Below are 13,110 nucleotides of genomic sequence, written 5' to 3'. Positions count from 1 at the left end.
TTTTCATTTTCCAAAAATTATTATTGAAAAATGACAGAATTTTTGCGAGAATCTAAAAGGTAGCAGAAACGGAAGTTATTTAAATATACTAAATTGTAAGACTATTTAGTTTTTCGACATTTTTCTACAAACTTATGATAAGATATTTTTTGCTTATGATAACGATTACAAACGGAGGGGTATATATGAACGAGAAAGCGCTATCATTCAGTCAGATCTTGACGATTGGATTAATGCTCTTCGCTCTTTTTCTTGGAGCAGGAAATATGATCTTCCCGCCATTCCTGGGGCAGCAGGCCGGAGAACATGTCTGGACCGGTATCATCGGCTTTCTTATTACGGGAGTGGGGCTACCACTGCTTGGTGTCATCGCCATTGCGAAGTCCGGAGGGGACCTTCAGACACTCGCAAACCGCGTACATCCATTATTCGGACTTATCTTTACCATTGTTATGTACCTGGCGATCGGGCCGTTCTTCGGAATACCACGGACCGGAACCGTCGCCTATGAAATCGGGGTCATCCCCTTCTTACCTGAAGATACAGCGAAATACGGTGTTTCTTTACTGATTTATACGATTATCTTCTTTGGATTGACGGCATGGCTTGCGATGAATCCGTCAAAGCTTGTCGACCGTATCGGGAAGATCTTGACTCCTTCCCTCATTGTCATCCTGACAGTTCTAGTGGTCAAAAGCATCATCAGTCCGATGGGAGACTTCGGTGCACCGCATGAAGCCTATCAGGATGGACCATTATTCAAAGGATTCATCGAGGGATACCTGACCATGGATACGATCGCTGCTTTAGTGTTCGGGATCGTCGTCATCAATTCCATCAAAGACCGCGGCATCACCAATAAGTCCAGCCTTACACGCATCACGATCATTGCCGGGTTCATTGCGGCCGCAGGACTTGCCCTTGTGTATTTATCTTTAAGCTATATCGGTGCGAGCAGTACGGATTCCATCGGCGTGCAGGCAAACGGTGGAGCGATCCTTTCAGCTGCAGCGAGCCATTTATTCGGTTCAATGGGGACGATCATCCTGGGACTTGCGATTACGTTTGCGTGCATTACGACTTCAGTCGGACTTGTGTCGGCATGCTCACAATTTTTCGCCAAAATCCTGCCGGTATCCTACCCTAAATTGGTGATCATCATTTCTCTATTCAGCATGATCATCGCCAATATCGGATTGACTCAGTTGATTGCCGTCTCTTTACCTGTTCTAATATTCATTTATCCATTGGCGATCGTACTGATTCTTCTATCATTCATGCATAATGGATTTAACGGTTACTCCCTTGTGTATGTTGGGGCATTGATTCCAACGGGTCTGATCAGTCTGATCGATGGCATCAAAACCGCTGGCGTCGACGTGACGGCCATCAGTCAATCTCTTGAATTCCTTCCGTTCTATACTCAAGGAATCGGCTGGATTGTTCCGGCTATGATCGGTGCCATCATCGGATTCATCATTGCCGTACTCGCAGGCCAAACCAAACGGACGATTGAAGCCAGTTAAGTTCAATCGTCTTACAAAAAAGGACTGATGTAGATTGAAACGTCTACATCAGTCCTTTTTATTTATGATCTTTCTTCAAGATCCATCATCTTCTCAATTTTCTTCAATGCGCCCGGCTCCACCTTCTCGATGGTCGTGGCCGCTTCTTCCAACGCTCTGCGGTAATCATATTGACGGAAGGCTTGTTCAGCCGTCTGAAGACCTTCCCGTACCGAACTATATTTGCTGCGGTAGCGATTTCCGTACTGAATGATCTTCTCGGATAAAAGAACATTCTCGATCAGATCTCCCGTTTTCGTATAGAAATGGTCGACCGTATCCTCGGCACCCAATAATGTTTCCTGGATGAACTTCATGTTTAAAGGCTTTTCCGTTAAGCTCGCATTCACCTGCTCGATCTTACGATGGACTTCATCAAGAAGATCCTTGTAATCGGCAGGCAATCCCGGTACATTGCTCTTTGAAATCATCCGGCTTGCTTCAGCCACCTTTTTCTTAAGCTCCTGGATTTTTTCCCTTGTAGCCAATTCATCCTTGCGGAGGTTCTGCAGATAGACGGAGAATTCACTTTGCTGTTGATTCAGTTCTTCCAGTCCACTTCTGATATCTTTCAGCTCATCACTTAAATTCGAGAAAGCCGTCGCATTCGTTTCTTCCTTATGCATCAGCATTTCATGTCGCTTGGAGAGCTGGATGATTTTCTTATCAATCTCGTTCGGTGTACTAAGGTCCGCATCATGTAGATGGTACCCTTGCTTCACGATTCTTACTTCCGATTGAATGTCATCATTGTCTTCTTTTGCCTTGATGAGCCCTTCCGTCGTTTGGTCTCGATACTGCTCTACAAAATGTTTGGCATGGACTTCTTTTTCCAGTAAATCGTAAAGGCTTTCCACCTTCACTTTGATTTCCTGTATGCCTTCTTCCACTTCTTCGACCTGAAGCTCCTCAAGATTTTTATTAAAGTGTTGAAGGGTTTCCTTCAATGAGGCTACTTCCTTGTCCACTTCAATATGATCAAGGGTGTAGCCCTGATCCTTCATCTCGATGTATCCTGCTTCAAGCTCGGACAACTGGGACGGCAAAACGTTCTCAAAGTCCGTAATCAGCTTCGGTACCGTCTCCATTTTGTAGGCAACCATCTTCATTTCCTCTGCAAGGCTGAGCACGATCTCCCTTGCATCCAGATAGTTCCCCTGCTCCGTCAGCTCATTGAACTGATTGATTTGTTCAGAAAGCTTATCAAGGACTGCTTCCATATGCTTTGCCGTTTGACCGTATGTATGACGATAGGCGAGCAATTGTTTCTTGCTGTTCCGGAATTCTTCTTGAAGGGCCAGGATTTCTTCGCGGTTCTTCTCTTCACTGCCGACCAGTTCATTTAATTCGCTCAGGATCAGTTCGATCTTCTTTTCGATATCAGTGAGAACCTGATCGATTCTTGACAGGACCTCTTTGGTTTTATTAAAGCGAAATTTATCGGTGTACTCTTCTGCATCGAATAGTAGTTCTTCAACATCAGGAAGCTGCACAGCAACAATCTCATCCCAACCCTGTCTCCAGCCGTCAAACAATTCTTCTGTCTGACCTGTCATATTCAGTTGCTTCACTCTGGAAAGTTCGTCTGAAACCGGTTTGTTCATGATATCGATTTTCCAGGCTTCATACCGATCGATTTCGGCGTAATATTTCTTTCTAGAGATAAATCCGATTAGGAATACGATTAAGATAAGTATTATTCCAGCGATGACGTATTGCATCTTAAGCCCCCTGTTCAACTATTCAGTAGACATCTATATGAATGTGAATGTTTCATTAATAATTTGTCATTGCTATAATGATACCATGTTAACGACATTTTTTGACTATTAATTTCTGATTTTTTAGTGATAAAAGTCAATTTTAGCAAATTTGAGGGGAAATGGGTATGATTATTGGGTTTGGTGCTGATTTGGCTAGTTATTTTAGACCGGTCGGATGAGTGAGTGCTGGTTGATTTCCGCTGCAGGTGCTCGCTTTCCGCGGGGCGTGAGTTGAGCCTCCTCGGGCTTTGCCCTGCGGGGTCTCAACTTTCCCGCTATTCCCGTCGGAGTCGAGCACCTTTCGCTTCAATCAACTTATTTAGTTTCAATTTATTTTCCTAATCGGGGCTAATATATTCCCATAGCGCTTATTCCCCTATCAAATTTGTAATATTTCTATCCTATTCAATTAGCACAAATAATTATTATAACAAGGATGTGAAGTCTGATGGTAAAAGTCGACGGACATGTTCATACGCCTTTTTGTCCACATGGTAGTACGGATTCTTTTGAGATGTATGTGGAGAGGGCGATTGCTCTTGATTATCGTGCTATAACGTTTACGGAGCATGCGCCGCTGCCTGAGGGGTTTGTTGATACGACACCTGATCAGGACAGCGGGATGGATCCTTCCCGTCTTTCTGAATACTTCGATGCACTGGATATTCTTAAGGAAAAATATAAGGATAAGATCATCATCCTCTCTGGACTTGAAGTTGATTATATAGATGGGTTTGAAAAAGAGACCGCAGAAATTCTTACAACCTACGGACCTCGGATGGATGACAGTATTCTTTCTGTTCATTTTCTGCAGCACCGTGGAAAGTGGGATTGTCTGGACTTCAGTCCCGATGTGTTCGGGTCGATGGTCGATGATTACGGTTCGGTGGATGCGGTTTATGCGCGGTATTATGAGACGGTATTGAAATCAACCAGGGCTGATTTAGGTGTTTATAAACCTAAGAGAATCGGTCACATCACTCTCGTAAAGAAATTCCAGAAGCTGTTTCCAGCATCCCAGTCGTTTTCCGATGAGGTTTCCCTCATCCTTCAGGAAATGGCCGGAAGGGATTTGGAGCTTGATTATAACGGGGCGGGGTTCGTGAAACCTCATTGCGGGGAATCCTATCCGCCACCGGAGGTCATCAAACAGGCCCGCGCCATGGGGATCAAGATCGTCTATGGATCGGATGCCCATACGGCTGATGGGCTGGATCAAGGAAGAGCCTTGATGAAATAAAAGGAAAGAACTCTTCTTCAATCGGAGAAGAGTTCTTTCTTTCAGATGATCAGCTCTTTTTTCATGACCTCTTTCGCTTCAGAAACGAGTAAGAGATCGATCCATTGATCAATGTTTTTATAATATTGATCAATGAAGTAGTATTCCTGAGGGAACATCTGCCACACTTCCCTTAGCTGCTGGCTGTGAAGGAACGGCATCGTCAGCATGGACTTGAGCTGGATGACGAGGAAGCTGACGGGCTGCTTTTTCAAGGCATGGTCCTTCATTCCCTGTTCGAATAATCGTTTCATATAATGCCTTTCTTTCATTAAATAGGAAGAAATGATTTCCCGGACCACCTGGGAATCGATGGATACTTCCCTCCAGATGAATCGGGATAGTTGATGATTTTCGCTTTGGAATTTCAATATTTTATAGACGGCCCGCTTCAGGCACAGATCGGCACTGACATAATTCAGCGCCTCCACTTCTTCCTGAAGGAAACGCAGGTACGGTTCAAAGAAATGGGTGAAGCACGCTTCCAATACACCCTGCTTGCCTTTAAAGTAATAGGAGATGGTAGCAGGATTCACGTCCGCCCGCTTTGCAATGTCCCTGACGGACGTTCCATCGAAGCCATGATCATAAAAAAGGTAGACAGCCGCTTTAAAAATGGACTCTTTCGTCGACTTGGAGGTATCTAGTTTTTTCATATTTCCCCTTCTTTCCTGTATATTAGGCGAATGAAAAAAACAGTGGCGAGGATCAATGTATAAAAACGTTTCAGAAATGAACTAAATCATTGAAGACGATGAAGAAATATGCTAAAAATGGTTCAATAGATGTTTCTATTATAATTTGTTTACACTAAGATTTCGTGTTTTCGTATGGATTTCCTTTAAGTATTTCTCGACAGGATCTGTCGCTTGGAGTTCCTGCGGTAACGCTTAGACATGAAAAAGCGCAGAATATGTAGAATTGGGGGAGTTTATGATGTTTCAAGTAGAAAAATATCAAGGTACAAAGGAACAGGGCTTTGGTCTTGTCACGAAACAATTGAAGGCTTTGTTGGAAGGTGAGCCGAATCAGATCGCGAATTTAAGCAATGCTTCCGCCTTACTGAACCAATTCATGGATCGCATCAACTGGGTTGGCTTTTATTTAATGGAAGAAGAAAGCAATCAATTGGTACTCGGACCTTTCCAGGGACTGCCTGCATGTGTAAGGATTCCTTTAGGAAGAGGGGTTTGCGGTACGGCTGCAAGTGAACAGAAGACGCTGCGAATCGAGGATGTCCATCAATTCCCCGGTCACATCGCATGCGATGCTGCCTCCCAATCCGAAATCGTCATCCCTCTCGTCAAAGATGGAAAACTGATCGGGGTCCTCGATATCGACAGCCCTGAAAAAGCACGATTTGATGAAGAAGATCAGAAGTATTTGGAAATCTTTACAGATGAGCTTTTAAGACATCTTTAATACTGTATAATAGGGATAAAGCCCTGCCGGGAATACGACATTTCCGACAGGGTGTTTTTTTGTGTTGGGAAAAATTCGGTGACTTGTTAAAAAGTTCACGTTTCCCTGCTCTTTTTATAGGGAAAAGAGTACCATACATGAGAACTTTAACTGAGATATCCCATACAATATCCAAAATGGAGTACAGCTAAAGAGGTGTAATATGCGAGCAAAGAAAAAAGACTTACCCTATTTATTATGTTTGCTGGTGATGCCGGCATTAGGTTTTATATACACGCTATTAAATACGGATACCCGTGAAGCAGTCATTTTATCTACCCAGCTCGATGAATGGATCCCATTCGTGCCGATTTTCATTGTGCCGTATATATTATGGTACGCCTTTATTTTAGGATATCTTTTTTATTTCTGGTATAAAGATGTCCCTACATTCCTTAAAACCCTCGGCATCATTTTCATCGGAGAATTGGTTTGTTTTGTGATCTACTTTTACTTTCAAACGACCGTACCCCGCCCGGAACTTGCAGGCAGCGGAGTGTTTCTCGACATGGTCCAGATGATCTACAGCCATGATCAACCGTACAATGCCTTTCCAAGCATCCATGTCCTGACGACTTTCGCCATCATTCTCGGCAATTTCAATATTCAAGATAAACACCGTTTCCACTCGGTCTTTGTGCCGGCCATGGGATCGTTGATCATTGTATCGACCCTCTTTGTCAAACAACATTTCGTACTCGACATGGTCAGTTCGATTTTCTTGACGACGTTCATCTATGGCATCATGTTTGAACTGTATGGAGTCAGTGCAAAGAAGTCGAAGCAGGCGTATTTAGAAGATTAAAACCTAAAAACAGGAAGGAACCCATGATATCGGGTACCTTCCTGTTTTTATTCGTCGAATGACATCAGCCAAGATTATTCAATTTTAATATAAAATTCTTCCACATAAGGATTCTCAGGCTGTTTGACTTTTTCAAATACCGGATGGGTAATGACCGGCATTTTCCGACCGTTGAAGTCCACGGCATCGATGAATCCACTTACATTCACCCACGTATCAGGTTCCAGATTCGCCATATCCTTATCCTGGACCAATAATCCGTATACCGATGCATCGGCCACACAGCAGGATACTACATATCTTGAAATGACGGCCTGGTTCCCGCTGAAACCTTCATCTTTATAAATGAATCCTGTCAGCTGCACTTCTTTTCCAACATACTGTTCAAGCTCCTCATCCACTATACTCAGGGTTTGAATATACTGTTCATCCCGTACGATGATTTTTTCTTTGCTCCCCACAATGTCTTTGAGTTTTTCGAAGTCTTTCTCAACAGGGAAGTCTTCATATGAATCCAGAGTTGGTTGCAAACCTTGCTTGGAATCTTGATTCGGCTCCCCGGTATTTTTCGATTGACCGCCAATTGCCGGTGGAGTGGAAAACATCGTATTCCCGATCTTCACGCCTCTTTTTGCCGCGGCGGCACTGTCCAGTACATTATCAGGCAGCATGAACCCGAGAACGACAGGGAAAACAAACAATGTATAGATCATGAAAGACTTCATCGCCCCTCTCGGCAGTTCATGTCCTTCACAATCACATGAATGACTCTTTGCATTGGACGATGTTCCACGAATGACCTGAATGGCCCCGAGCAAAAGAAACACCCCTAATGCAAAATACAGATATCCATTCATTTTCGGCGCGATGAAGTACTGAAGATTAAAGGTCAAAAACAGCTTAAGTAAAAGTAATGCATACCCCAGCAGGATGATTCCCCTTATATACGTATGAAATCGAACGGATGAATTCATTTTACGATCCCTCCCTATAACCAAATTTGAGAACCCACTGTTATGACATAAACGGTAACGGTGACGACTGCCATAAATAATAAGACAAAGCTCTTCTTAAAATAGGCAAGCATCAATAAAGTATTCTTGAAATCAATCATCGGACCATACACAAGAAACGCAAGAAGGGACGTCGTTGAGAACAGGTTGCCGAATGAAGATGCAACGAAGGCATCTGCTTCGGAGCATAGGGACATAATGTACGCAAACCCCATCATGACTCCAGGTCCTGCCCAATTGTTCGAGCCTAATGTCACTATGGTTTCACGGTCAATATACGTTTGAAACAAAGCTGCCAATAAGGCTCCGATGATTAAGAATTTACCCATATCAAAAAATTCATCACTGGCATGGACGAGTGTTTGCATCAGTTTATTCGATGAATGTTCATGATCATGCCCGTGATGATGTTCGTGATCGTGACTTCTTTGCTTAAGGGGATCCTGCCTGCCAAACAGCTTGTACAGTAACGCCCCAATGATCAGTGCTGCAATGAACGCAATCGCCATTCTCCCTATGACCACAGTAAGGTTATTTTGAAACGCATAGTAGGTTGAAAGCAGGACGATCGGGTTGAGGATCGGGGCCGTCACCATAATGACGATGGCCAGGTGTGTCGGCATCCCTTTCTTTATTAACCTTCTGGCCACGGGTACGATGGCACACTCACAAACCGGGAGCAGGGCACCTACTAAGACGGCAGGCAACAATGCCAGATAAGGGAATCTCTTCGGAACCAGCCTTTGTAATAAACTTTCTGACACAAATACTTGAATAAGAGCGGAAGCAAATACGCCGATTAATATAAAGGGGATGGCTTCTAACAGGATGCTTAAGAAAATCGTGATGACATTCACCAAAGAACCTTCGAAAACGTCCTCCGGTACCCAACCTTTTATAAATTCACCGGCTAAGAACATTCCGATGATTAATATGAATAGAAAAAGACCAGTCAGGTCCTGTCCTATTTTTTTTAATCCTTTCAAAGATTCTAAAACTCCTCTCTTAACAAAACGAAATCATTACGTTTTAACACTTATACTACTTCTATTCTTCTTGACCTGCATTATGACTAATCCATGGATATTTCATGATAAAGTCCGCACTTTTTATCTTACTGAAGAAGAATCATTCCTTGGACTTCTTTCACTTTTCATTCCAGATAGTATGAATATGTGATATGCATCTCTATTAATCTTCTACATTAAATCCCGGAATCGGATCATTGAATGCAGTCCAATCCTCTCCCATTTCCCTGTCTGTTAATAAACAACGGTCTAATGACTGCTCTATTTCTTCCTTGTTCATCTCCAGCCCGATAAAAACAAGCTCGTTCATTCGATCTCCATAAACCGGATCCCATTTCTCTCTCAATTCCACTTCTTCCGCAAGAATTTCATTTCTTTCAACTTCAGGGTACGCAGCCACCCACTCTCCTGCTCCCTGGATGATAATCGAGGGACCAGCCTGCGATAATAAGCCTGTCATGTCATTACGTGTAGGCAGCCAAAAGAATCCCTTTGCCCTTACAATATCCACCGGCCATTCCTCCATCCACTTCATGAAGCGTTCAGGGTGAAAGGGTTTCTTCCGACGGTACACAAAGGAAGATATTCCATACTCCTCCGTTTCAGGAGTGTGTTCTTCCTGTAATTCTTTTATCCAACCGGCTCCCTGACTTGCTTCTTCAAAATCAAACCGTTTCGTATCGAGTACTTGATTCAACGGGATGTTGGAGTGAGTAGCAGAAATGATTTTTGCACCCGGGTTCAGCTTCTGAAGCATCGCTTTTAATTCAATGACATCCTCGTCTTCCACTAAATCGATCTTGTTTAACACAATCACATTGGCAAACTCAATTTGATCGATCAGTAAATCCACCACTTCCCTTGTGTCTCCTTCATCTGTTGCCTGCTTCCGGTCCAGCAATGTCTCCCCACTGGCGAAGTCGTGCCAGAAACGATTGGCATCCACAACCGTGACCATTGTATCCAGCCTTGTTTTACTCGTAAGGTCAATGTCCATTTCCTCATCCAGATACGTGAAGGTTTGGGCAACCGGTATGGGTTCAGAAATCCCGGTGGACTCAATGACGATATAATCGATATCCCCCTGATCGACCAGGCGCTGTACTTCAATCATGAGGTCTTCCCTTAACGTGCAGCAAATGCAGCCATTTTGAAGCTCCACCAATTTCTCTTCTGTTCTAGTAAAACCTCCGCTCTTTACGAGGGCCGCATCAATGTTCACCTCACTCATATCATTCACAATAACGGCAATTTTCCTATTCTCCCGATTTTGTAAAATATGATTTAATAACGTCGTCTTTCCTGATCCTAAATAGCCGCTTAATACTGTTACTGGTACTTTCATGTTTTCCATTCCTTCCTAACTAAAATCAAAATCATTACGATTTAGATGACGTGGCAAATTACGGACACTATCCTCGCACCGTAAATATCCATGATACAGGACTGATTTTCACTCCATTTTCACTTAGAAACATGTCCCGTTTCACTAGGTATGATGTAGATCTATGTATATCTCCCCCAATGAGGAGCCACTCAATCAAAGAATCACCAACTTAAATCGTAACAATTACGCTTTAAAAGTATTTAACCACACAAATGATTTACGCGCAACGAAAAATGGAATTTAAATCGTAATAATTCTTATTTACAAAACGGAATGATTACGATAAAGTGATGATTACATTCAATTTAAAGGAGTTAACAATGAGAAAATACCTGTTCATTTCACTTGTACTTATGTTATCCACTTTTCTTTCTGCCTGTAATCAGACTGCTAAAAAGACAGACGGCAGTCAATCTAATGCTGAACCAATAAGCATCATGACGTCCCTTTATCCTCTTCAATATTTCGCTGAACGTATAGGAGACGATATGGTAAAGGCGGAGTCCCTGCTCCCATCCGGTTCTGACGCCCACACCTTTGAACCGACATCTAAAGATATGATGAGCATTGCAGAATCAGATCTGTTTATTTATAACGGACTTGGGATGGAGTCTTATGCTGAAAAAATCACTAAATCCCTGGAAAACGAGGATACGATCATGGTTAAGGCTACAAAGGGAGTCGATGTCATCGCAAGCTCTCACAATCACTCTGAAGAAGGGCATCACGAAGAGGGAGAAGGTGCTCATGAAGAAGAACACCACGAAGAAAGTGATGCGGATCATGAAGAGGAGCACCATCACGGGGATTATGACCCTCACGTTTGGCTAGATCCAAACCGTGCCATTGGGTTGGCTGAAAATATCCGTGACTCTCTCATTGATCTTCAACCCCAACATAAAGATGCATTCAACCAGAACTTCGATGAATTGAAAAAAGATCTGGAAGAGATTGACGCTGCATTTACATCATTGGCTCAAGAAAGTGACCATCCAGAGATCCTTGTTTCCCATGCTGCCTATGGATATTGGGAGGATGCCTATGGAATTGAACAATTGGCTGTTGCGGGACTCTCTCCTACTGATGAGCCTTCCCAAAAAGAATTGAAGGAAATTATTGAAACGGCTAAAGAGCATTCTATTCATTATGTCATTTTCGAACAAAATGTTACGACCCGGATTGCTGAAATCATACAGAAAGAAATCAATGCAAAGCCATTAAAGGTTCATAACCTTTCTGTATTAACAGAATCGGACATTGAAAACAATGAAAACTATCTTACATTGATGAAGAAAAACATCAAGACTCTCGAGCAAGCCATGAATGATTGATGATGAAAGCCTAAACCAGATAAGCGCGTGCCACGATATATGGCACGCGCTTGTTTCCTTTTTTAAAAAATAAGACTACTTTGCCTTATCCAGGGCCTGTGATAAATCACTCCAAATATCCTCCGGTGCCTCAAGTCCCACCGAAAGCCTCAGAAGCGAGTCATTGATTCCCATACTCTTTCTAGACTCTTCCGGCACGACGGCATGAGTCATAGTAGCAGGGTGCTGGATCAATGTTTCCGCATCCCCCAGGCTTACGGCAATCTTGATCATGTCAAGATCATCCATGAACTTCTGCGCTTCTTCCTTGGATCCTTTCAGCGTGAAGGAGATCATTCCGCCCGGTTTTTTCATTTGTTTCTTCATGACACCGTGCTGAGGGTGATTTTCATGTCCGGGGTAGATGACCGTTTCCACGGCAGGATGCCCGGCTAACAGATCGGCAATCTTTTCAGCACTGTCACAGTGGCGGTCCATCCGGACAGCCAGGGTTTTTAATCCCCGTAACAGTAACCATGCATCAAATGGAGAAATGATGCCCCCGATATCCTTTTGGGTCGTCATCCGGATTTCGGCCATTTTCTCCTGTGAGCCGACAACGAGTCCGGCAACGACATCCCCATGACCCCCGATGTATTTCGTTGCGCTGTGGATGACAATGTCACATCCAAGCTCCAACGGACGTTGCAGATACGGTGAACAGAACGTGTTATCGACTACGACAGGGATTCCCTTTTCCTTCGCAACCTTTACCACAAGTTCCAGGTCAATGAGCTGCATGGTCGGATTGATCGGGGTTTCCACATAAATGCAGCTGGTGTTTTCCGTGATTTTCCCGCGGATTTCCTCTTCAGAATCCATGGAAGAAAAGTCATGTCCGATCGCAAATTTCTCCTGGAGGAGCTCAAGTAAACCAAACGTACAGCCATACACCCCTTGGGAGCATAGAATGTGATCTCCTGATTTTGTCAGGGAAAACAGCACTGCGCTTACAGCCGCCATTCCGGAACCGAAAGCAAGGGCCGCTTCGCCCCCTTCCAACGATGCCATCCGTTCTTCCAGGATCGCCACCGTCGGATTTCCCAGTCTTGAATATATATATCCTTCTTCTTCACCGGCGAATCGATTTTCACCTTGTTTCGCGTTTGCGAAGGTATAAGTAGAAGTTTGGTATAAAGGGGGTGCTAAACTATCAAAATGCTGAGACGATTGATACCCCTCGTGAATCACCCTTGTTTCAAAACGTTTCTCTTCTTTCATCCAGTATTCCTCCCAGTATTCCCTTTAAGTCTAAGTAACTACTATTCTAGAATATGATAATCCAGGTGAAAAAGAAAGCGTTTACACTAAAGTGGTAAAGGAAGTTAGCTGTTTCTTAAACTTCATTTCTATACAAAGTGACGCGTTGGTTGATTTCCGCTGCAGGTGCTCGCTTTCCGCGGGGCGTGAGTTGAGCCTCCTCGGGCTTCTGCACTGGC

11 protein-coding genes are annotated in these 13,110 nt (G+C 43.5%); 5 read left to right on the top strand and 6 right to left on the bottom strand.

The genetic code is table 11. The features are described 5' to 3' along the window. Positions 1–185: 185 nt before the first annotated feature. Positions 186–1,526 carry a branched-chain amino acid transport system II carrier protein gene (gene brnQ / locus N5C46_RS19855; RefSeq protein ID WP_261749919.1) on the top strand — a complete coding sequence of 447 codons (1,341 nt, stop codon included), beginning with the start codon at positions 186–188 and terminating at the stop codon, positions 1,524–1,526. Between the two features lie 62 nt (positions 1,527–1,588). Here the strand turns inward: brnQ and ezrA are convergent, their stop codons facing one another. Then, the gene (gene ezrA / locus N5C46_RS19850; protein ID WP_261749918.1) at positions 1,589–3,286 is read right to left on the bottom strand and encodes a septation ring formation regulator EzrA; all 1,698 of its coding nucleotides are present in this window, start codon (positions 3,284–3,286) and stop codon (positions 1,589–1,591) included. 490 nt (positions 3,287–3,776) lie between these two features. On the opposite strand from ezrA, the gene hisJ reads away from it, so the two are divergent. After that, on the top strand, positions 3,777–4,568 hold the full coding sequence (gene hisJ / locus N5C46_RS19845; protein ID WP_261749917.1) for a histidinol-phosphatase HisJ: 792 nt from the start codon (positions 3,777–3,779) through the stop codon (positions 4,566–4,568). A gap of 41 nt (positions 4,569–4,609) precedes the next feature. On the opposite strand, the gene refZ is transcribed toward hisJ, so the two are convergent. Then, complete coding sequence (refZ, locus tag N5C46_RS19840) at positions 4,610–5,263, bottom strand: forespore capture DNA-binding protein RefZ (RefSeq protein ID WP_061811109.1); 654 nt, start codon at positions 5,261–5,263, stop codon at positions 4,610–4,612. A gap of 280 nt (positions 5,264–5,543) precedes the next feature. Here refZ and N5C46_RS19835 point away from each other — a divergent pair, with 280 nt between their 5' ends. Both N5C46_RS19835 and N5C46_RS19830 read left to right on the top strand, forming a co-directional pair. Continuing rightward, on the top strand, positions 5,544–6,029 hold the full coding sequence (locus tag N5C46_RS19835; protein WP_261749916.1) for a GAF domain-containing protein: 486 nt from the start codon (positions 5,544–5,546) through the stop codon (positions 6,027–6,029). A 202-nt stretch (positions 6,030–6,231) separates the two neighbouring features. Continuing rightward, positions 6,232–6,873, top strand: a complete 642-nt coding sequence (locus N5C46_RS19830; RefSeq protein ID WP_261749915.1) for a phosphatase PAP2 family protein — start codon at positions 6,232–6,234, stop codon at positions 6,871–6,873. A gap of 74 nt (positions 6,874–6,947) precedes the next feature. Here the strand turns inward: N5C46_RS19830 and N5C46_RS19825 are convergent, their stop codons facing one another. From N5C46_RS19825 to N5C46_RS19815, 3 genes are all read right to left on the bottom strand, one after another. Then, positions 6,948–7,847, bottom strand: a complete 900-nt coding sequence (locus N5C46_RS19825; RefSeq protein ID WP_261749914.1) for a TIGR03943 family putative permease subunit — start codon at positions 7,845–7,847, stop codon at positions 6,948–6,950. A 14-nt stretch (positions 7,848–7,861) separates the two neighbouring features. Beyond that, positions 7,862–8,872, bottom strand: coding sequence for a permease (locus N5C46_RS19820; RefSeq protein ID WP_261749913.1), 1,011 nt, complete (start codon positions 8,870–8,872; stop codon positions 7,862–7,864). Between the two features lie 205 nt (positions 8,873–9,077). Then, complete coding sequence (locus N5C46_RS19815) at positions 9,078–10,259, bottom strand: GTP-binding protein (protein ID WP_261749912.1); 1,182 nt, start codon at positions 10,257–10,259, stop codon at positions 9,078–9,080. Between the two features lie 362 nt (positions 10,260–10,621). Here N5C46_RS19815 and N5C46_RS19810 point away from each other — a divergent pair, with 362 nt between their 5' ends. Further along, positions 10,622–11,632: a metal ABC transporter solute-binding protein, Zn/Mn family gene (locus N5C46_RS19810; RefSeq protein ID WP_261749911.1), complete on the top strand. Its 1,011-nt coding sequence runs from the start codon at positions 10,622–10,624 to the stop codon at positions 11,630–11,632. A gap of 75 nt (positions 11,633–11,707) precedes the next feature. Here N5C46_RS19810 and megL read toward each other — a convergent pair whose 3' ends face one another. Then, positions 11,708–12,892, bottom strand: a complete 1,185-nt coding sequence (gene megL, locus N5C46_RS19805) for a methionine gamma-lyase (protein WP_261749910.1) — start codon at positions 12,890–12,892, stop codon at positions 11,708–11,710. Positions 12,893–13,110: the final 218 nt, after the last annotated feature.

It is taken from the genome of Rossellomorea vietnamensis (genome assembly GCF_025398035.1).
In the GTDB taxonomy this organism is placed as follows: domain Bacteria; phylum Bacillota; class Bacilli; order Bacillales; family Bacillaceae_B; genus Rossellomorea; species Rossellomorea vietnamensis_B.
The sequence above is the reverse complement of the archived record's forward strand: the minus strand, read 5'-3'. Positions and strand labels throughout refer to the sequence as shown.

Bases quoted from the DNA above. Each gene is read 5' to 3' on its own strand.
- brnQ (WP_261749919.1), top strand. From the start codon at position 186: ATGAACGAGAAAGCGCTATCATTCAGTCAGATCTTGACGATTGGATTA.
- ezrA (WP_261749918.1), bottom strand. From the start codon at position 3,286: ATGCAATACGTCATCGCTGGAATAATACTTATCTTAATCGTATTCCTA.
- hisJ (WP_261749917.1), top strand. From the start codon at position 3,777: ATGGTAAAAGTCGACGGACATGTTCATACGCCTTTTTGTCCACATGGT.
- refZ (WP_061811109.1), bottom strand. From the start codon at position 5,263: ATGAAAAAACTAGATACCTCCAAGTCGACGAAAGAGTCCATTTTTAAA.
- N5C46_RS19835 (WP_261749916.1), top strand. From the start codon at position 5,544: ATGTTTCAAGTAGAAAAATATCAAGGTACAAAGGAACAGGGCTTTGGT.
- N5C46_RS19830 (WP_261749915.1), top strand. From the start codon at position 6,232: ATGCGAGCAAAGAAAAAAGACTTACCCTATTTATTATGTTTGCTGGTG.
- N5C46_RS19825 (WP_261749914.1), bottom strand. From the start codon at position 7,847: ATGAATTCATCCGTTCGATTTCATACGTATATAAGGGGAATCATCCTG.
- N5C46_RS19815 (WP_261749912.1), bottom strand. From the start codon at position 10,259: ATGAAAGTACCAGTAACAGTATTAAGCGGCTATTTAGGATCAGGAAAG.
- N5C46_RS19810 (WP_261749911.1), top strand. From the start codon at position 10,622: ATGAGAAAATACCTGTTCATTTCACTTGTACTTATGTTATCCACTTTT.
- megL (WP_261749910.1), bottom strand. From the start codon at position 12,892: ATGAAAGAAGAGAAACGTTTTGAAACAAGGGTGATTCACGAGGGGTAT.